This is a genomic window from Methylobacterium fujisawaense, assembly GCF_039619325.1.
Taxonomy (GTDB): domain Bacteria; phylum Pseudomonadota; class Alphaproteobacteria; order Rhizobiales; family Beijerinckiaceae; genus Methylobacterium; species Methylobacterium fujisawaense.
Genome location: NZ_CP155007.1, coordinates 1 through 17,115, shown reverse-complemented (window position 1 = coordinate 17,115; position 17,115 = coordinate 1). Strand labels below are relative to the sequence as shown.

Sequence of the window (17,115 nt, the reverse complement as noted above, 5' to 3'; positions counted from 1 at the left end):
GCTTTGCAGGCGTTGTTCAGTATGGCTCGCCCGCTTCTGCCTGACGATCTCTGGGACACGATTGCCCCGCTCCTGCCGCCATCCCGGCCGCGTCCGAAGGGCGGGCGCCGCCCGATCGAGAACCGGGCGGCGCTGACCGGGATCCTGTTCGTGCTGCGCTCAGGGTTGCCTTGGGAGATGCTGCCCGCCGAGATGGGTTGCGGCTGCGGGATGAGTTGCTGGCGCCGTCTGCGCGACTGGCAGGAGGCGGGGGTGTGGGCGCGGCTGCATCAGGTGCTGCTGGAACGTCTCCACGCCGCCAGCGAGATCGACTGGAGCCGGGCAAGCTTGGACAGTGCTTCCGTCCCGGCCAAAAAAGGGGGCCTGACACCGGCCCGAACCCGACGGATCGGGGCAAGCCGGGCACGAAGCGCCACCTCGTCACGGATGCGCGCGGCACCCCGCTCGGCCTCTGCCTGAGCGGGGCCAACCGGCACGACAGCGTGATGATGGCCCAGACCCTCGATGCCATCCCGCCGCTGCGCAACGGTCGGCGCGGACGGCCGCGTCGGCGGCCCGACAAGCTGCACGCCGACAAGGCCTACGATGCCAGGGCGCGCCGCCAGGAATGCCGGGCCCGCGGGATCGTGCCGCGCATCGCCCGCAGAGGCGTCGAGAGCAGTGCGAGGCTCGGGCGCCACCGCTGGGTGGTGGAGCGGACCCACGCTTGGTTCAACCGCTTCCGTCGCTTGCCTATCCGTTACGAGCGACGCGCCGACATCTACGAGGCCTTCACTAGCCTCGCTGCAAGCCTCATCACCCTCAACCAGATCAAACGGTTCTGTTAGGCACTCTAAGGCTGGCGCGCTCGGCTGTTGGCGCGAGCGCGGGGAAAGTAGGTGTAGAAGGTGTCCCGGTTGACCCCGAGGCGCTTGGCGATGTCGGCCACGCTGATCGTGCCGGCCGCCAGCATCGCCCGGCCAGCCTCGATGTCCGCCTCGGAGAGCTTCTTCGGCCGGCCGCCCTTGGGCCGCGGGCCAGCGCCGCCTTCAATCCCTCCATGGTGCGCTCACGGTTGAGGTCGAGGAAGTACTCGGCCATCGCCCCGTGCATCTGCAGGGCGAAGCGGCCGTGGGCGGTGGCGCTGTCGAACTGCTCGGTGAGCGAGCGGAAGTGCACGTCCTTCACCCGCAGGCCGTCGATGGTGCGCATCATCTCGACGAGCGAGCGGCCGAGGCGATCGAGCTTCCACACTACGAGGACATCCTCGGGACGCAGGTAGGCAAGTGCCGCCTCGAACTCCGGCCGCTTGGTTCCGGCCTTGCCGGACTTCTTCTCCTCGAACAGGCGCTCACACCCGGCCTTGGTCAGCGCGTCGCGCTGCAGGTCGAGGTTCTGGTCGATGGTGGACTGTGACCTTGATCGCTGTTTGGCACTGATTATCAGCGCTATGTGGCACCGATGACGAGGACGGATCGGGCAGCCTCGACCACGTCCTCGGTGACCGCGTTCAGCTCGTTGATGCGCATGATCCGGGCGATCTGCACGAACAGCCGGTGCACGAGGCGGAAGTTGCCGCCCGTGATCCGCACGATGGCGGCGGCCGCCTGGGCGTCGGTGAAGTCCGCTTCGTCCAGGTCGAGCCCGAGCTGACGCCAACGCCGGGTCAGGACGAAGGTCAGCTCCTCGCTGCGCAACGGTCGATAGGCGTGGGCGAAGCCGACGCGGCTGAACAGCTGCGGATAGCGCGACAACCGTAGCTCGATCCCGGGCATGCCGATCAGGATGACCCCGATGCCCTCCCGGTCGTACAGATCGCGCAGATACTCCAGCGTCGGCATCGACAGGCGCTCGGCCTCGTCGACGATCATCAGTTCGACGCGGCGGCGCGCGATCAGCGCATCCTCGCCCTGCGGGTGCTCATCGATGAGCCGGTCGGTCCGGGCCAGCAGACGGGGCAGGTCCTGCTTCAGCTCGCGCAGGGTCACGCCGACGGCGGGCGTGTAAAAGGCCGTCCGGGCGCGAGCGAGCGCCGCGTAGATGGTGGGGCGATCCGCCGGCCGACCCCAATCCGCCAACAGGGGCTCGGCGGCATCCCATCGGGCATGACGCCGGGCCGACAGCGTCTTCCCGACGCCAGCCGGGCCATGCCCGGCGAACTGGAGGCGCGTGTGACCGCCTTCGTCGAGCACTACAACCATCTCCGGGCTCACGAGAGCCTCGACAACCTCACCCCTGCCGACGTCTACTTCGGCCGCGGCGAGGACATCTTGCGCGAGCGCGCACGGATCAAGCGTCAGACCCTCGCCGATCGCCGCTTGCGCCATCACGCGCAGGCCGCCTAACCTCTCCACCCAGATGGACCAGAGCCTCTGTTCCTGAGCGTCCCGAACCGTCTCAAATCATCTGACGACGGACACACGGATGCCACCCGTAGACGACGACACCGTCGTCGCCAGCGTCGGGACTATGGGTCTTGTGCTGAGGGGTTGTATAACACTCGCCGCCTGCACTCCGCGCTGGGCTATCTGAGCCCCGTGCAGTTCGAGGAGCAACACGCCCGGCAGACGGTCAAAACCGCCGCCTGATCGTGCCCACCGTCAGGGGCCCACTCCAGTTTGGACTGGGTCAAGTAAGCGTCGGCAACAAGCCCTCACAAACTCACCCCAGGCCGGCCATTCCGATGGCGGCACGGTCGCCGTTGATCGTCCGGCTCTATGTCGGCTTGGCGAGATGTGAGGAGAAGCAATTCTGAGCCGAGTTCGAACGACGATACGAGAAGGCCACGCATCGGCGTGCCGTTGTTCGATCCCGGCGCTGTCGGGAAGGCGCCGGGCATCCGGCACATCCGAATGTAACGAAAAGATTTTGACCTCCGAACTCATGAGCAATGGCGCTGAGGCAAGGGCGCTCCCTCACAGGACGGTGGACAAGATCATGAAGCCTTTTGTTGGTATTGCTCTCGCAACACTGGCCTTCGTCGGCACGGCTTCGGCCGCGCCCAGTTGGCAGACGCGGACCGGCCCGCGCCTCCACCCCTCATATCCCACGGCCGCCTTGCGGGATCCGGAGACGACGGGAAGCCTCGCACGCAGCCTGAACCGCACGCGCGGCCTGCGTGACGTGCAGGGACGAGACTTCCGCAGCAGCACCCGCGGAAACGCACAGTTCCCGGAGCGCCTGCCGGCTCAGCAGAACCTCGGCGGCACTGCGGGTGGCCCTGAGTTTTGAGCGCCTCACCTCGTATGCCTCCACTGGCCGCAGCGCGCGCCGCGGCCACTCTCGTGCCCCGGCACCTTCCATTGTGGCGTGCTCTCGCGCTGGTGCTGCTTCTCATGGGCGCCGGCGTGACCCTCGCGTCTCCCTTCAGCCGCGCCTCTTCGGGCCGTTACGCCTTCGAGCTCGTCGAGCGCGAGGTGAAGCAGGGTTACGGCACAACCATCCTGGTCCGGCTCGTCGACGAGCGGACCGGAAAAGTGGTTCCGGATGCGGTCTTGTTCATCAGCCGCATCGACATGTCGCCTGACGGCATGAACGCGATGACCGCTCCGTTGGAGCTCCAGGCCGACGCGCTGCCTGGCTATTACCGTTTCGAAACCGACCTCTCGATGGAGGGCGGCTGGGCGCTCACGCTCGCGGCCAAGATCCCCGGACTTCCAGACCCGGTCCAAGGCAGGCTCGTCCTGCAGGCAGTGCCATGATGCATCAGAACACGCCCTTTCGCGACTTCGAGGAGTTCGAGACCGCCCCCGGCGGCGGTCGAGCAAGATGGATCGTGGGCATCGCTCTGTTTGCCACGATGCTCCTGGCTGCCGTCGGCCTCGGTTACGGCTTGGGGCGTGGGACCTGGGCGGTCCCAACCTCGATTACCGCGCACGTGCCCGCCGCGCTCGTCGGCTGGCTGCCGGCCTCGGGGGCTGCCCCCGCCAGCGCCGGCACGCCGGTCGCGCTCAAGGACTATGCCTTCGAGCTGACCGAGGCCCGAGTGAAGCAGGGCGAGGCGGTCCTGACGGTGCGCCTCGTGAACAAATCGACGGGCAAATCGGTCGCCGATGCGGTTGTGTTCGCACACCGCCTCGACATGGCGCCCGCGGGTATGCCGACCATGACGACGGAGCTGGAGCCGCAGCCCGCGACCGAGCCCGGCCTCTATCGGTTCAAGACCGATCTCACGATGGCGGGCGACTGGCAGCTCTCGCTGGCCGCCAAGGTGCAAGGCCAGATCGGCACCGTCCAGACCAAGCTCGCGCTCAAGGCGGTACGGTGATGGACCAGATGACACGGTTCGAGATCGGCGAGGCACACGGGCGCCGGGATACCCGACGAAGCCTCATCTCCTGGTTCATCGGGCTCGTGGCCGTGCCAGCCGCGCTCGTGGGCGCACTCGTGCTTGGCCTGGCGGCCGGCGAGGCCCGCTGGTCCCTGCCGGCCTGGCTGCCGGCCCCGGTCTCCACGCTCCTCGTCAGGGACGAGGCGGGTCCGGCACCGGACGCACCCGTCCTCTACTACCGCGATCCCGACAAGGCGCTCTACGCGCTGGCTCCGGCCAAAACGCCCGACGGCCGCGACTACCGGCCCGTGCGCGTCGGCGAGGATGTGGACTTCGAGCCCAAGCCGGCGGAGCCGGCCGGCGGCAGCCAGACCGGCATGGCCCAGGCAGGGGACAAGAAGCTTCTCTACTACCGCAATCCGATGGGCCTGCCGGACACCTCGCCGGTGCCCAAGAAGGATTCGATGGGGATGGACTACATCCCCGTCTACGAGGGCGAGGCCGAGGACGGCAACACCGTCAAGATCTCGCCCGGCAAGGTCCAGCGCACCGGCGTCCGCTCGGAGCCGGTCGAGCGCCGCGTCATCAGCCGACCCGTTCGGGTGCCCGGCACCGTCACGTTGGACGAGCGGCGCGTCACCATCGTGGCCACCCGCTCGGACGCTTACGTAGACCACGTCGAGAACGTCACCACCGGAGATCAGGTCCACAAGGGCCAACCCCTCGTGGACGTCTACTCCCCCGAGATCAACGCGGCCGCCGCCCAGCTCATCGCCAACCCCGGTTTCGACGGCTCGCGTCGACGACTGCAGAACCTGAACGTCCCGGCCGAAGTCATCGCCGAGATGGAACGCACCCGGAAGGTGCCGATGGCCATCACCTGGTCATCCCCCCGCGACGGGGTGATCCTGCAACGCACAGCCATCGAGGGCATGAAGGCCGCGGCCGGAGAAACCCTGTTTCGGATCGGCGACATCTCGGTGATGTGGGTCTTGGCCGATGTGCCCGAATACGACCTCGGCAGCGTCAAGGTCGGCCAGCCCGTCGCCGTGCACGTGCGCTCGCTGCCCGGACGCACGTTCACCGGCAAGGTCGCGCTGATCTACCCGCAGGTGAATACGCAGACCCGCACCACGCGCGTGCGGATCGAGCTACCGAACCCGGATGGCGTGCTGCTGGCCGACATGTACGCCGACGTCGAGATCGGGACCGGCGCGACGAAGCCCGTCGTCGCAGTCCCGAACGACGCGATCATCGACACGGGCGCGCGTCAGGTCGTGCTCATCGACAAGGGCGAGGGCCGCTTCGAGCCGCGTGAGGTCAAGGTTGGCGCCCGCGGCGAGGGCTACACCGAGATCCGCGAGGGCGTGAAGGCGGGCGAGCAGGTCGTGACCGCGGCCAACTTCCTGATCGATGCCGAGAGCAATCTGAAGGCGGCCCTGCAGAGCATGGCGACCCCAACGCCGCCGGCTCCGCAGGCACAGGGCGAGGAGAAGCCGCGATGATCGCCCGCCTCATCGGCTGGTCGGCCCGCAACCTCGTCCTGGTCCTGATTGGCACCGTGTTTGCGGTGGCGGCCGGCCTCTACGCGGTCCGTACCCTGCCGCTCGACGCCATCCCCGATCTCTCGGACGTGCAGACCATCGTCTACACCGAGTATCCGGGTCAGGCACCACAGGTGGTGGAGGACCAAGTCACCTATCCGCTGACCACCGCGATGCTGACGGTGCCGAAGTCGAAGGTGGTGCGCGGTTTCTCGTTCTTCGGCGTCTCGTTCGTCTACGTCATCTTCGAGGACGGCACCGACCCCTACTGGGCCCGCTCGCGCGTGCTCGAATACCTCAACGCGGCGGGAAGCAAGTTGCCGTCCGGCGTGACGCCGACGCTTGGACCCGACGCGACCGGCGTCGGCTGGGTCTACCAGTACGCCATCGTGGCCAAGCAGCGGACACTCGCCGAATTGCGCTCGCTGCAGGACTGGGTCGTGCGCTTCGGGGCCTCGCGCGCCGAGGGTGTGTCCGAGATCGCGAGCGTCGGCGGCTTCGTCAAGCAGTACAACGTCATCGTCGACCCGAACCGGCTGCGCGCGCAGGGCATCTCGCTCGACAAGCTGCGGGAGGCGATCCGGTCGAGCAACGCCGACGTCGGCGGCCGCACCGTCGAGCTCTCCGAGTTCGAGTTCATGGTGCGTGGCCGCGGCTACCTGAAGAGCGTCGCCGACATCGAGAACATCGTCCTGAAGACCGACGCCGGCACCCCCTTGCGGATCCGCGACGTCGCCCGGGTCGAACTCGGGCCTGACGAGCGGCGCGGCATCACCGAGATGAACGGCGAGGGCGAGGTCGCGGGCGGCATCGTCCTCCAGCGCTTCGGCGCGAATGCCCTCAACGTCATCGAGGGTGTGAAGGCGAAGCTCGCGGAGGTCGCCAAGAGCCTGCCTTCGGGCACCGAGATCGTGCCGGTCTACGACCGCTCGCAGCTCATCGACGCGGCCATCGATACCTTGAAGCACACCCTGGTCGAGGAGAGCGTCATCGTGGCGCTCGTCTGCGTGGTGTTCCTGCTGCACCTGCGCAGCGCGCTGGTGGCCATCCTGATGCTACCGGTCGGGATCCTGATGGCGCTCGGCGCCATGCGGCTGCTCGGCATTGGCGCCAACATCATGTCGCTCGGCGGCATCGCCATCGCGGTCGGCGCCATGATCGACGCCGCCATCGTGATGATCGAGAATGCGCACAAGCACCTGGAGCGGGCGCCGCCGGGTAAGCCCAGGGTCGAGATCCTGGTGGAGGCCGCAGCGGAGGTCGGCCCGTCGCTGTTCTTCAGCTTGCTCGTGATCACGGTCTCGTTCCTGCCGATCTTCACGCTGGAGAACCAGGAGGGCCGGCTGTTCGGGCCGCTCGCCTTCACCAAGACCTTCTCCATGGCAGCCGCGGCACTGCTGTCGGTGACGCTGGTGCCCGCCTTGATGGCGCTGTTCGTGCGCGGACGCATCGTCCCCGAGCATCGCAATCCGCTCAACCGCCTCCTGATCTGGGTCTATCGCCCGGTGATCGAGGGCGTGCTGCGGGCGAAGGTCCTGACCATCGTGTTGGCCGTGGTGGTGCTCGGCTTGACGATCTGGCCGGCACGCCAGCTTGGATCGGAGTTTATGCCGGACCTCAACGAGGGCACGCTGATGTACATGCCCACGACCCTGCCGGGCATCTCGGTGACCCAGGCCGGCGAGCTCCTCGCCACTCAGGACCGGATCATCAAGTCCTTCCCGGAGGTCGCGTCGGTCTACGGCAAGGCCGGACGCGCAAGTACCGCGACCGACCCGGCGCCGATGGAGATGTTCGAGACGATCATTCGGTTGAAGCCGCAGACTGAATGGCGTCCCGGCATGACGCTCGCGAGCCTCAAGGCCGAGATGGACAAGGCCCTACAGTTTCCCGGCGTCTCGAATGCCTGGACGCAGCCGATCCGCGCTCGCATCGACATGCTCTCGACCGGCATCCGCACACCCGTCGGCATCAAGGTGTACGGTACGGACCTCACCGAGATGGAGAAGATTGCCCGCCAGGTCGAGGCGGTGGTCCGGGCGGTTCCGGGCACATCGAGCGCCTACGCGGAGCGGGTTATCGGCGGCTACTTCCTCGACATCACGCCGAACCGCGAGGCGCTCGGGCGCTACGGCCTGATGGTCGGGGACGTGCAGGACGTCATCGCCACGGCGCTTGGCGGGCAGGCCGTGACCAACACGGTCGAGGGTCGCGAGCGCTACACCGTCAACGTCCGCTACCCGCGCGCCTTCCGCTCGGATCCGCAATCTATCGCACGGGAGGTGCAAGTGCCGCTGCCAGGCGGTGGAACCGTGCCGCTCGGCGAGGTGGCCAAAGTGCAGCTCACCCGCGGCCCGACCTCGATCCGGACCGAGAACGGCCAGCTCGCGGTCTACATCTTCGTCGACCTGACCGGCCGCGATCTCGGTGGCTACGTGGCCGAGGCGCGTGCGGCGGTCGACAAGGAGGTCCAGCTGCCGCAGGGCATGAGCATCCAATGGAGCGGGCAGTTCGAGTACCTGGAGCGGGCCGAGGCGCGGCTGAAGATCGTGGTGCCGGTCACCCTGCTGATCATCTTCCTGCTGCTCTACCTGAACTTCCGCCGGCTCACCGAGACGTTCATCGTCATGCTCTCGCTGCCGTTCTCGCTGGTCGGCGGGGTCTGGCTGATGTGGTGGATGGGCTTCAACATGTCGGTCGCCGTGGCGGTCGGCTTCATCGCGCTGGCCGGCGTCGCCGCCGAGACCGGGGTGATCATGCTGATCTATCTCGATCACGCCTGGGACGAGCAGCGGGCTGAGGTCGCCTCCGCGGGCCGGGAGGCGACGCGGGCGGACCTGTACCGGGCGATCATGGTCGGGGCGGTCGAGCGCGTGCGGCCGAAGATGATGACCGTGGTCGCCATCATGGCCGGCCTGGTCCCGATCCTGTGGAGCACCGGCGCGGGCTCCGAGGTGATGCAGCGCATCGCGGTGCCGATGATCGGCGGCATGGTCTCCTCGACCGTGCTGACGCTCGTGGTGATCCCGGCCATCTACGGCCTGGTCAAGGCGCGCGGGCTTCCGCACCGAAGCCCTCCGAGTTCCGGCGCTCCGAAGCCCGGCAAGGCTCTGGTTCGCGTGCAGCCGCGCCTGGTCAATCCCGCCGAGTGAGTGTGGGGCGGCGTCGCCGCCCCGTCCAGCGGGAAAAGCCTTCATCACACACGACGAGAGAAAGCCGGAACCATGCCGGAAAACGTCTTGGATTGCCTCGTCATCGGCGGGGGACCGGCAGGCCTGACGGCCGCGATCTATCTGGCCCGGTTCCGCCGGCGCTTTCAGGTGGTCGATGCCGGGGCAAGCCGCGCCGCCCTGATCCCGACCTCGCATAATCACGCGGGCTTTCCTGAGGGCATTCACGGCAAGGCGCTTCTGAGCCGGATGACGGAGCAGGCGCGCAAGTACGGTGCCCATATCGTCCCGGGGTCCGTCACGCGCCTGGAGCGCCGGCCGGATGGCGTCTTCCTGGCCACGCTGGACGGGGAGCCGATCCCGGCCCGGACCATCCTGCTGGCGACCGGGGTTGTCGACCGCGAGCCGGACCTGCCCGACGTGCCGGACGTGATCCGGCGCGGGCTGGTGCGCCATTGCGGGATCTGCGACGGCTACGAGGCGTTGGGCAAGCGGGTCGCGGTGATCGGGCACGGCAGCAGCGGGCTGCACGAGGCGCTGTTTCTGCGGACCTACACCGCCGACATCACCCTGCTGTCGCTGGGTCGGTCCCTGGTGCTGACGGAGGAGGAGGGTCGGCAAGCGGCACAGGCCGAGATCGCGATCGTCGAGGAGCCGGTCAGGCGCGTGGTCGTCGAGGGGGATCAGGTCCGTGCGCTCGACATGCTCGGCGGGGCGTGTCGGTCGTTCGACGTGCTCTACGCGGCACTGGGCAGCGACGCCCGGTCCGACCTTGTGCGCGGTCTGGGCACCCGTCTGGATGACAAGGGCTGCGTGGTCACGGATGAGCACCAGCGCAGTTCGACCGACGGCCTGTTCGCCGCCGGCGACGTGGTGCGCAGCCTCGACCAGATCAGCGTCGCGATGGGCCAGGCCGCCATCGCCGCGACGGCGATCCACAACCGCCTGCGCGGGGTGCCGTCGCCGAGGGGAGCTCCGGACGACACCCTCTCGTTTTCACCCCAGGACCTGTGCACCTGCTGTTCGCGGCCCGACGCAAGAAGGCACTGAGCCCCAGCACCGGCGACGTTGCGATGCGACCGGCCGGACGCGAAATCCCTCGGCGTCCGCGACCCCGCCGCGGCGGACCATTTGGTCAGCGCTCGCTCTCGACCCCGGAGCTTGTTCTCGCATGCCGAACGCTTTCCAGGTGGCCGGCCTTGCTACCCATGCGCTGGTCCTCCTGATCGGGCTCGGTACCATTCTCGGCCTCGTGCCCTTGGCTCGCGGCCGTCGCGGCGGGTTCGGGCTGGTGCGCATGGCCACGGCCATGACCATCGTGGTCCTGGAACCGCGCCTCCGGTTGGGGCGGTCGGGGTCGGCGCCACGTGGTCGGCTTCCTGGGCGGTCTGTGGCTGCTACTCGGCCCCGGATCACCGGGTCCGGGGGGACCGGCAGCCCCCGCGGAAAAGCGGTTGAGGACATCGGCGCGGGGCGAACGCCGGTTCCCGCGCACGCCCCGCCGCCCATGCATGCTCCCGTCGAGAGGCCCTCCGCGTCGGCCACCAGCGTCAGCCCCATCCGATCTGCTTAGCCGCCCTGCCGCTCTCTCCGAAAAGCATTCTCACTGTAACCGTTTGCCAGGCCACCCCGAATTTATACTCGACGCACCAAGCGCCCAGCACATTCAAGAAAGACCTTGCCATGAAACCCAGATTTTCTGCCCTGCTCCTCGGAGTTTTCATCACTTCGACTGCGGCGAGCTACGCCTCCGCGGGTTGGATGGACAACGTCCCGGGCCGTTTTCTCCCGGGCGCGAACCGGAGCCTGTCCCGGACATCGGAACCGACCGATGGCGTCCTGATGACCGGCTCAGTCGAAGGGGCACCCGCCCGCTCCGAACATATTTCCCGGTCCGGCCGAGCCGGGAAGCCGTAAGGCGACGTCGGTGCCGCCGCTAGGGTTTGCATGCTGTTGCAGCCGACGGCGGCTTGTAACCTTTCTCGCGCCGGGCCCGAAGTTTGATGGGAAGGGGCCTCAACGCGCGTGCTCTCACCTCCAAGGAGCGTCCAGGCTCTCGGCACGGCGGCGCCCAATGCGTTCCGGCCAGCCGGACCAGAAAGAAGGAACACCGATGTCCGAGCTTGGTCGGTCGAATCGAAAGGGTGCGCTCGCTGCGATCGTCGCCGCGCTGCTGCTCGCGGGAGGCGTTCAGGCGCAGGCCGCGCCGATGGACGACATGCCAGGCATGAGCGGCAAGGCTGGCGCGGAGGGCGCAAAGCAGCAGACGGCCAGTGCCACTGGCACCGTCGCGGCCGTGAACGCGAGCCAGCACAAGGTGACCTTCGACCACGAGCCGATCCCGGCGATCAACTGGCCGGCCATGCACATGGAATTCCCGGCGGCCCAATCGGTCGATCTCTCGAAGGTCAAGCCGGGCGAGAAGGTCAAGTTCACGCTGAGCGGCAGCAAAGGCTCCTACACTGTTCAGTCGATCGCCCCGGCGCAGTAGCGCAAACAGACCGGAGGCCAGCCTGATGCACCGCCGTACGCTCCTCGGCGTTCTTCTTGCGGTGTCCACGCCATCCGTGGCCGCGGCGCAAGGCGCCCAGACTGCCATTCTCTACAAGAACCCGGAGTGCCTGTGCTGCGATGCCTACGCCAAGGTACTCCAGCGCAGCGGGATTGCGGTCACCGTCGAACAGACTCCCGCGCTTGCGGAACTCAAACGCGAGCACGGCGTGCCCGAGCCGCTCCAGGGCTGCCATACGCTGCTCATCGACGGCTACGTCGTCGAGGGACACGTGCCGGTCGCCGCGGTCAAGCGGCTGCTGGCCGAGCGGCCCGCCATCAGGGGCATATCGCTGCCGGGCATGCCGGCGGGTTCGCCTGGCATGAACGGAGAGAAGACGGAGCCGTTCACGGTCTATGAGATCGGCGACGGCGCCCCGAAGGTCTTTGCGCGCGAGTAGCGCGAAGGCAGGATTACGTCGAAACGCACGGACAACAGGAGAACCTCATGTCCAAGATCTCGAAGTTCGCACCCGCTGCTCTCGGCATTGCTCTGTTTGCCGGCATCGCCGCTGCCTCGGCCGAACCCGCCACGAACCCCGCACCCTCGGATAAAGGGACGATGGGCGGCATGATGCAGGGTGATGGCATGATGCCGATGATGCAGGAGATGTCGAAGATGATGGGGAACTGCAACAAGATGATGCAGACCATGATGGACCGGCAGAACCAGGGCGGGTCCGGCCAGCAGAACCCGGACAAGCGCGGCTGAGCCGGAGACGCGCTGACCCGCTGACCGCGAGGGCTGCGCGTAGTCCGGACTTCCCGCGGTGATGACCGGGCCATCGGCGGGCGAGCTCCGATCGCGGCTAAGCTTCCCGCAGCGTTCCGTGAAGTCCGGTCCGGGCAACCATCGCCGGATCATCACGAGCGTCGTCGGGATCACCCAGATCCTGGCCTGGGGGTCCTCCTACTACCTCCTGGCCGTGCTGGCGGCGCCGATCAGCGCCGACACTGGCTGGCCGCTGCCGTGGGTGGTCGGTGGGCAGACGGTGGGGCTCCTCGTGGCGGGTGCCATCTCCCCGCAAGTCGGCAAGCTCATCGACTGTTACGGCGGGCGCCCAGTCCTGGCGGTATCGGTCGTCGTGCTCGCCCTCGGACTGCTCGTACTCGCCTCCGCGCCCAACCTCGCCATCTACGTCGCAGCGTGGGTGATGCTCGGGCTCGGGATGGGGCCGGGCTCTACGATGCCGCCTTTGCGACGCTCGGCCGGTATTTCGGGAGTGCGGCTCGGCCGACGATCACCACGGTGACCCTGTTCGGCGGGTTCGCCTCAACCTTGTCCTGGCCGGTCACCGCGTACCTGAGCGGGCACCTCGGCTGGCGGGAAGCCTGCGCCGGTCTCGCCGCGATCGACGTTGTCGTCGCCCTACCACTTCTCCTCGGGCTCCTCCCGCCTGTTCCTGCGCGCCGGACAGACCCGACCGTCGATGCGCCGCCTGCTGATGTTCATGGCCGGGAACGGCTCGCGTTTCTCGTCCTCGCCACCGTCCAGATCGCGGCGGGCGCGACGACGGCGATCGTGTCGGTACACCTCCTCACCCTATTGCAGGATCGCGGGATCACCCTCGCGAACGCCGTAGCGCTCGGGGCGCTGATCGGCCCGTCCCAGGTGGCCGCGCGCGTGATCGAGATGGCCGGAGGCGGTCGGTATCACCCGCTCTGGACCCTGACGGCGGCGATGATCCTGATCGTGACCGGGATCACGATGCTCTGGTCCGGGATCTCGGGCATGGCGTTCGCCTTGGTGCTCTAAGGCGCCGGGAACGGCATCTACTCGATCGCCCGCGGGGCGGTGCCGCTCGTTCTGTTCGGTCCCGAGCGGTACGCCCGGCTCGTCGGCAAGCTCGCAGCGCCGGGTCTGCTCGCGCAGGCGGTCTCGCCGCCCGCCGCGGCCTTCCTGTTGGCGGCGGCTGACGCCTCCACGACCTTCGCGCTCCTCCTGGCCTTGGCGATCCTTGCACTTCTACTCGTCGCCGCCCTGTGGTCCGTCGCTTCGTCAACTACTCGGCCGGAGCCGGGAGGGTGTGGCTCTCGCGATATTCCGCCCAGGCTTGGCGTAGGATCTGCGCCGAGGAGGTGAAGAAGATCGCGGCCATGATCCCGGCGACCGCCAGATCTGGCCATGCGGTCGAGGTGCCCCACACGCCGAGCGCCGCCACCATCACGACCACGTTGCCGATCGCGTCGTTGGGCGAGCACAGCCAGACCGAGCGCACGTTGGCGTCACCGTCCTTGTAGCGCAGCAGCAGGAGGACGCTGGTCAGGTTGATCGCCAAGGCCAGGAGGCCGATGCCGCCCATCAACTCGGCCTTTGGCACGCCGAGGATCAGGGTCTGGTAGACCGTCGAGCCGAGCACCCACGCTGCCATCAGGGAGAGCGACAGGCCCTTGAACATGGCCGCCGTGGTCCGCGCCCGCAGGCTCGCGCCGATCACCGCGAGGCTCAACCCGTAGGTGACGGTATCACCCAGGAAGTCGAGGGCGTCGGCTTGGAGCGCCTGCGATCCAGCGAGATGGCCCATGACCATCTCGACCACGAACATGGTCGCGTTGAGCGCGATCACGGTCCAGAGCACTCGCTTGTAGCGCGGGTTCATCCCGTCGAAGACCGGCACGCCGCCGGAGCAGCCGCAAGTGTCTGTCGTCGCACGGCTACATCCTGCACTCGCCGGGGTTTGCGGGGACTGCTCCGGGAGCACAAGCGCAGGAGGGGCGCAGCAGGTTGAGTTTGAACTCTGGCAGCAGGTATCGGTCATCGGGGCCATCTCTTTCCGCCCTACATGTACGATCTCCAGTCACTGGAGGTTCAAGGGGTATGATCGGTATTTCGATCGGGGAACTGGCGCGGCGCACCAGGGTGAAGGTGCCGACCATCCGCTACTACGAGGAGGTGGGTCTGCTCGCGGTCCCGGCCCGAACCGAGGGGCGGCAGCGCCGTTACGGCGTGTCCGAAGTGGCACGGTTGAACTTCATCCGTCACGCTCGCGAGTTGGGTTTCGACCTGACCGCGGTGCGCGAGTTGCTGGCGCTAAGCGAGCAGCCCGACCGGCCTTGCGCTGAGGTGGACACCATCGTCCGTCGTCACGTCAGAGATATCGACCAACGGATCGCCCAACTCGTTTCGCTGCGCCAAGAGTTGCAACACTCGTTCGACGCCTGCGGGCTTGGTCGGGTCGCCGAATGCCGAGTGATCGAGGTACTCGCTGACGCGGATCGAAGCTTGCCCCAGTAGTTGATCGGCTTTCCGACCGGGCCACCCATGCCGCCTCAGGGTACACCCGTGACGCTTTAGGAGCGCTGCTGTCTTTCCTCACCGACCCTGTTGACTCCGTACCATGGTACGGAGGTTACGGAGGTTCGAGGATGACCATGCAGCACCTGACCATCGGAAGGGCCGCCGCTAAAGCAGGCGTGAGCGTCGAGACGATCCGCTTCTACGAGCGCAGAGGTCTGATCGAGCAGCCGCCAAAAGGTGAAGGCTACCGCGTCTACCCGACCGAAATGGTCGCGCGCATCCGCTTCATCCGTCAGGCGCAGCAGATCGGCTTTTCGCTACGCGAAGTGCAGGAGCTTCTGTCCCTGCGCGCCGATCCGACTGCTGACTGCGCTGACGTGCGCCGTCAGGCAGCGCAGAAGATCGAGGAGGTGGATCGGAAGATCGCTGACCTCCAGCGCGTCCGCGCTGCCCTGGAAACCGTGGTGTCGGTTTGCCCCGGCAAAGGTGGGCTGACGGACTGCACGATCATGGCCGCGCTTGAGGACGGGGCCCGATGAATTTTCGGCAGAGGTGATGATGGCCGCCACACCGCAGACCCAGCAGGACATCGAACGGGAACGCCTAATCCGGGTGCTCGCGGCGGCCACCTTCGTGATCTTCTTCCAGGCGTTCATGGTCGCCCCGATCATTCCAACGCTGGCCAGAGCATTCGAGGTATCGCCCCAGGATGCCGGGCTGATCGTACCGGCGTACCTCGTCCCCTACGGAGTCGCCACGCTGATCTACGGCCTTCTGGCGGACCGCTATGGGCTCGCGCGCATCATGGCCGGTTCGCTCCTGGCCTTCGCGATCCTCACGGCTCTGACAGCTACGGCGCATTCGGTGGAAGAACTCGCGCTCTGGCGCGTGGTGACCGGCCTGGGGGCCGCTGGCGTGGTGCCGTTGGCCCTCACTCTCGTCGGCAAGCTGTTCCCCTACGAGCGTCGCGGCCGACCTCTCGGTTGGTTGTTCGGGGCGATGGCGGGCGGCATGGCCTTCGGCTCAACCTTTGGAGCCGTGCTTGAGCCCTACGTCGGCTGGCGCGGCCTCTTCCTGGCCGTGGGGCTCGCCGGGCTCGCCGTCCTCCTCGTCCTGATCCCCCGCCGCCACCTCCTCGTCGGTGCCGCACCAGCGGCTGGAGGAGGTCTCGGTGCGCTACTTCAAGGCTACGGAAGCCTACTCCGGACGCCGCGCGGCGCACGTACCTACAGCTTCGTACTGGCGAACTCGATGTTTCACTCCGGGGTGTTCACGTGGCTCGGGCTCTACTTCGAGCAGCGTTACAGCCTCGGTCCGGTTGGTGTCGGGCTGGCCCTGCTTGGCTATGGCATCCCAGGTTTCCTGTTCGGTCCTATGATCGGCCGAATGGCCGATCGACATGGTCGTGGTCCGCTCCTGCCGCTCGGTCTCGCCCTCGGTGCCATCGGGGCTGCGGCCTTGATCCCTGACACGCCACTTATCGTGGCGGCCATAGCCGTGACGGTGCTCTCGCTTGGATATGACACGACGCAGCCGCTGTTCGCGGGCATCGTTACCACGCTCGGTGGCCCCCGGCCGGGGCAGGCTATGGGCCTCAACGTGTTCACGCTGTTCCTCGGCTTCGGGCTCGGCAGTCTCGTATTCGGTGAGGTGCTTCACGTCGGCATCGGCACTGCGCTGACCCTGTTCGCCGTGGTCGAGTTCGCGCTTGCCCTCCTGGCGATCAGCTTGTTCCGCGCCGAGCGACCGGCCATCGCCAGCCAATCGGGAGGGAGCCATGCCCCACGCTCCGGCGCGCAGGTCCCTTGAGGCCATGCTCCTTACGGTACTCAAGAAGGCGTGGCGTGAGCGCGAGTTCGAGGCGGCTGATCACGTACTACGTGCCCTGGAATGCCTCGCTGGAGAGGCTGGCGCACATCCGCATGACGGGCTGTCCTGCCTGGACGAGGGCTACCTGATCATCGCCGAGGAGTTCTCGCCGAAATCCTCGACCAAGCCTTGCGTCCGATCTGGGCCGCACAAGAAGCGCCAGCACTGACGCTGCGCTTCACCCTCACCTCACTGATGGAGAACACCGTGAAGAAGCTTCTGGTCGCCACTGCTGCGCTTGTGGTCATGGCCGCGTCGCCAGCGATGGCTGCAAGCTGCTGCGGGAAGAAGGGCATGTGCATGAAGACGAGCATGTCCATGAAGAAGGGCAAGTGCTGCTGCGATGGCATGGACATGAAGATGAGCAAGCGCCGCTCGTGACATGTTGAGCCTTGGCCCTGGGAAGTCACCGGGGCCAAGGCTCAACTTCAGGGCGCTACCAGACGTGAGCGTTTTCACGGGACGCCCCTGCTGCGCTGTTTCAGCTTAGCTGCG

Annotated in this window: 16 protein-coding genes and 4 pseudogenes; 17 read left to right on the top strand and 3 right to left on the bottom strand. The window is 67.3% G+C overall.

The features are described 5' to 3' along the window. Positions 1-21: 21 nt before the first annotated feature. Positions 22-827, top strand: a protein-coding gene (locus ABC766_RS33285; protein WP_345823009.1) for an IS5 family transposase whose coding sequence is annotated in 2 segments (ribosomal slippage) — positions 22-352 and positions 352-827 — 807 coding nt in all. Because the reading frame shifts where the segments join, the coding sequence is not laid out codon by codon here. 5 nt (positions 828-832) lie between these two features. Here the strand turns inward: ABC766_RS33285 and ABC766_RS33280 are convergent. Next, positions 833-1,419, bottom strand: a pseudogene (locus ABC766_RS33280) (recombinase family protein). 8 nt (positions 1,420-1,427) lie between these two features. Then, a pseudogene (locus ABC766_RS33275) lies at positions 1,428-2,129 on the bottom strand (AAA family ATPase); the annotation flags it as partial. Here ABC766_RS33275 and ABC766_RS33270 point away from each other — a divergent pair. From ABC766_RS33270 to ABC766_RS33220, 11 genes and pseudogenes are all read left to right on the top strand, one after another. Beyond that, positions 2,127-2,324: pseudogene (locus ABC766_RS33270) on the top strand (integrase core domain-containing protein); the annotation flags it as partial. The pseudogenes ABC766_RS33275 and ABC766_RS33270 overlap by 3 nt on opposite strands. Positions 2,325-2,847: 523 nt before the next feature. Beyond that, positions 2,848-3,210, top strand: coding sequence for a hypothetical protein (locus ABC766_RS33265; protein ID WP_192284810.1), 363 nt, complete (start codon positions 2,848-2,850; stop codon positions 3,208-3,210). A 92-nt stretch (positions 3,211-3,302) separates the two neighbouring features. After that, positions 3,303-3,680, top strand: coding sequence for a FixH family protein (locus tag ABC766_RS33260; RefSeq protein WP_345823008.1), 378 nt, complete (start codon positions 3,303-3,305; stop codon positions 3,678-3,680). Continuing rightward, entirely contained in the window at positions 3,677-4,246 is a 570-nt protein-coding gene (locus ABC766_RS33255) for a FixH family protein (RefSeq protein WP_192284805.1), read from the top strand. The genes ABC766_RS33260 and ABC766_RS33255 overlap by 4 nt, the downstream gene beginning before the upstream one ends. After that, the gene (locus ABC766_RS33250; protein WP_192284804.1) at positions 4,246-5,754 is read left to right on the top strand and encodes an efflux RND transporter periplasmic adaptor subunit; all 1,509 of its coding nucleotides are present in this window, start codon (positions 4,246-4,248) and stop codon (positions 5,752-5,754) included. Before ABC766_RS33255 ends, ABC766_RS33250 begins: the two co-directional genes overlap by 1 nt. After that, positions 5,751-8,945 (top strand): efflux RND transporter permease subunit, encoded by a 3,195-nt coding sequence (locus ABC766_RS33245; RefSeq protein ID WP_192284803.1) that lies wholly within the window; start codon positions 5,751-5,753, stop codon positions 8,943-8,945. Before ABC766_RS33250 ends, ABC766_RS33245 begins: the two co-directional genes overlap by 4 nt. Positions 8,946-9,017: 72 nt before the next feature. Then, on the top strand, positions 9,018-10,013 hold the full coding sequence (locus tag ABC766_RS33240) for an NAD(P)/FAD-dependent oxidoreductase (protein WP_192284808.1): 996 nt from the start codon (positions 9,018-9,020) through the stop codon (positions 10,011-10,013). A gap of 1,063 nt (positions 10,014-11,076) precedes the next feature. Then, positions 11,077-11,454: a copper-binding protein gene (locus ABC766_RS33235; RefSeq protein ID WP_009867441.1), complete on the top strand. Its 378-nt coding sequence runs from the start codon at positions 11,077-11,079 to the stop codon at positions 11,452-11,454. A gap of 25 nt (positions 11,455-11,479) precedes the next feature. After that, entirely contained in the window at positions 11,480-11,914 is a 435-nt protein-coding gene (locus ABC766_RS33230) for a DUF411 domain-containing protein (protein ID WP_009867442.1), read from the top strand. 47 nt (positions 11,915-11,961) lie between these two features. After that, a complete protein-coding gene (locus tag ABC766_RS33225) occupies positions 11,962-12,225 on the top strand; it encodes a hypothetical protein (protein ID WP_009867443.1) in 264 nt (87 codons plus the stop codon). Between the two features lie 151 nt (positions 12,226-12,376). Further along, positions 12,377-13,596, top strand: a pseudogene (locus tag ABC766_RS33220) (MFS transporter). On the opposite strand, the gene ABC766_RS33215 reads toward ABC766_RS33220, so the two are convergent. Next, complete coding sequence (locus ABC766_RS33215) at positions 13,517-14,272, bottom strand: cation transporter (protein WP_345823007.1); 756 nt, start codon at positions 14,270-14,272, stop codon at positions 13,517-13,519. The pseudogene ABC766_RS33220 and the gene ABC766_RS33215 sit on opposite strands and share 80 nt — an antisense overlap. Positions 14,273-14,334: 62 nt before the next feature. On the opposite strand from ABC766_RS33215, the gene ABC766_RS33210 reads away from it, so the two are divergent. From ABC766_RS33210 to ABC766_RS33190, 5 genes are all read left to right on the top strand, one after another. Next, the gene (locus tag ABC766_RS33210; RefSeq protein ID WP_345823017.1) at positions 14,335-14,748 is read left to right on the top strand and encodes a helix-turn-helix domain-containing protein; all 414 of its coding nucleotides are present in this window, start codon (positions 14,335-14,337) and stop codon (positions 14,746-14,748) included. 131 nt (positions 14,749-14,879) lie between these two features. Continuing rightward, a complete protein-coding gene (locus tag ABC766_RS33205) occupies positions 14,880-15,290 on the top strand; it encodes a MerR family DNA-binding protein (RefSeq protein ID WP_009867449.1) in 411 nt (136 codons plus the stop codon). 19 nt (positions 15,291-15,309) lie between these two features. After that, positions 15,310-16,560, top strand: a complete 1,251-nt coding sequence (locus ABC766_RS33200; protein WP_345823006.1) for an MFS transporter — start codon at positions 15,310-15,312, stop codon at positions 16,558-16,560. A 4-nt stretch (positions 16,561-16,564) separates the two neighbouring features. Continuing rightward, positions 16,565-16,789 (top strand): hypothetical protein, encoded by a 225-nt coding sequence (locus ABC766_RS33195; RefSeq protein WP_009867068.1) that lies wholly within the window; start codon positions 16,565-16,567, stop codon positions 16,787-16,789. A 38-nt stretch (positions 16,790-16,827) separates the two neighbouring features. Then, entirely contained in the window at positions 16,828-17,001 is a 174-nt protein-coding gene (locus ABC766_RS33190) for a hypothetical protein (protein ID WP_345823005.1), read from the top strand. Positions 17,002-17,115 lie beyond the last annotated feature (114 nt).

Coding starts and splice junctions, on each gene's coding strand:
- ABC766_RS33255 (WP_192284805.1), top strand. CDS start 3,677: ATGATGCATCAGAACACGCCCTTTCGCGACTTCGAGGAGTTCGAGACC.
- ABC766_RS33250 (WP_192284804.1), top strand. CDS start 4,246: ATGGACCAGATGACACGGTTCGAGATCGGCGAGGCACACGGGCGCCGG.
- ABC766_RS33245 (WP_192284803.1), top strand. CDS start 5,751: ATGATCGCCCGCCTCATCGGCTGGTCGGCCCGCAACCTCGTCCTGGTC.
- ABC766_RS33240 (WP_192284808.1), top strand. CDS start 9,018: ATGCCGGAAAACGTCTTGGATTGCCTCGTCATCGGCGGGGGACCGGCA.
- ABC766_RS33235 (WP_009867441.1), top strand. CDS start 11,077: ATGTCCGAGCTTGGTCGGTCGAATCGAAAGGGTGCGCTCGCTGCGATC.
- ABC766_RS33230 (WP_009867442.1), top strand. CDS start 11,480: ATGCACCGCCGTACGCTCCTCGGCGTTCTTCTTGCGGTGTCCACGCCA.
- ABC766_RS33225 (WP_009867443.1), top strand. CDS start 11,962: ATGTCCAAGATCTCGAAGTTCGCACCCGCTGCTCTCGGCATTGCTCTG.
- ABC766_RS33215 (WP_345823007.1), bottom strand. CDS start 14,272: ATGACCGATACCTGCTGCCAGAGTTCAAACTCAACCTGCTGCGCCCCT.
- ABC766_RS33205 (WP_009867449.1), top strand. CDS start 14,880: ATGACCATGCAGCACCTGACCATCGGAAGGGCCGCCGCTAAAGCAGGC.
- ABC766_RS33200 (WP_345823006.1), top strand. CDS start 15,310: ATGGCCGCCACACCGCAGACCCAGCAGGACATCGAACGGGAACGCCTA.
- ABC766_RS33195 (WP_009867068.1), top strand. CDS start 16,565: ATGCTCCTTACGGTACTCAAGAAGGCGTGGCGTGAGCGCGAGTTCGAG.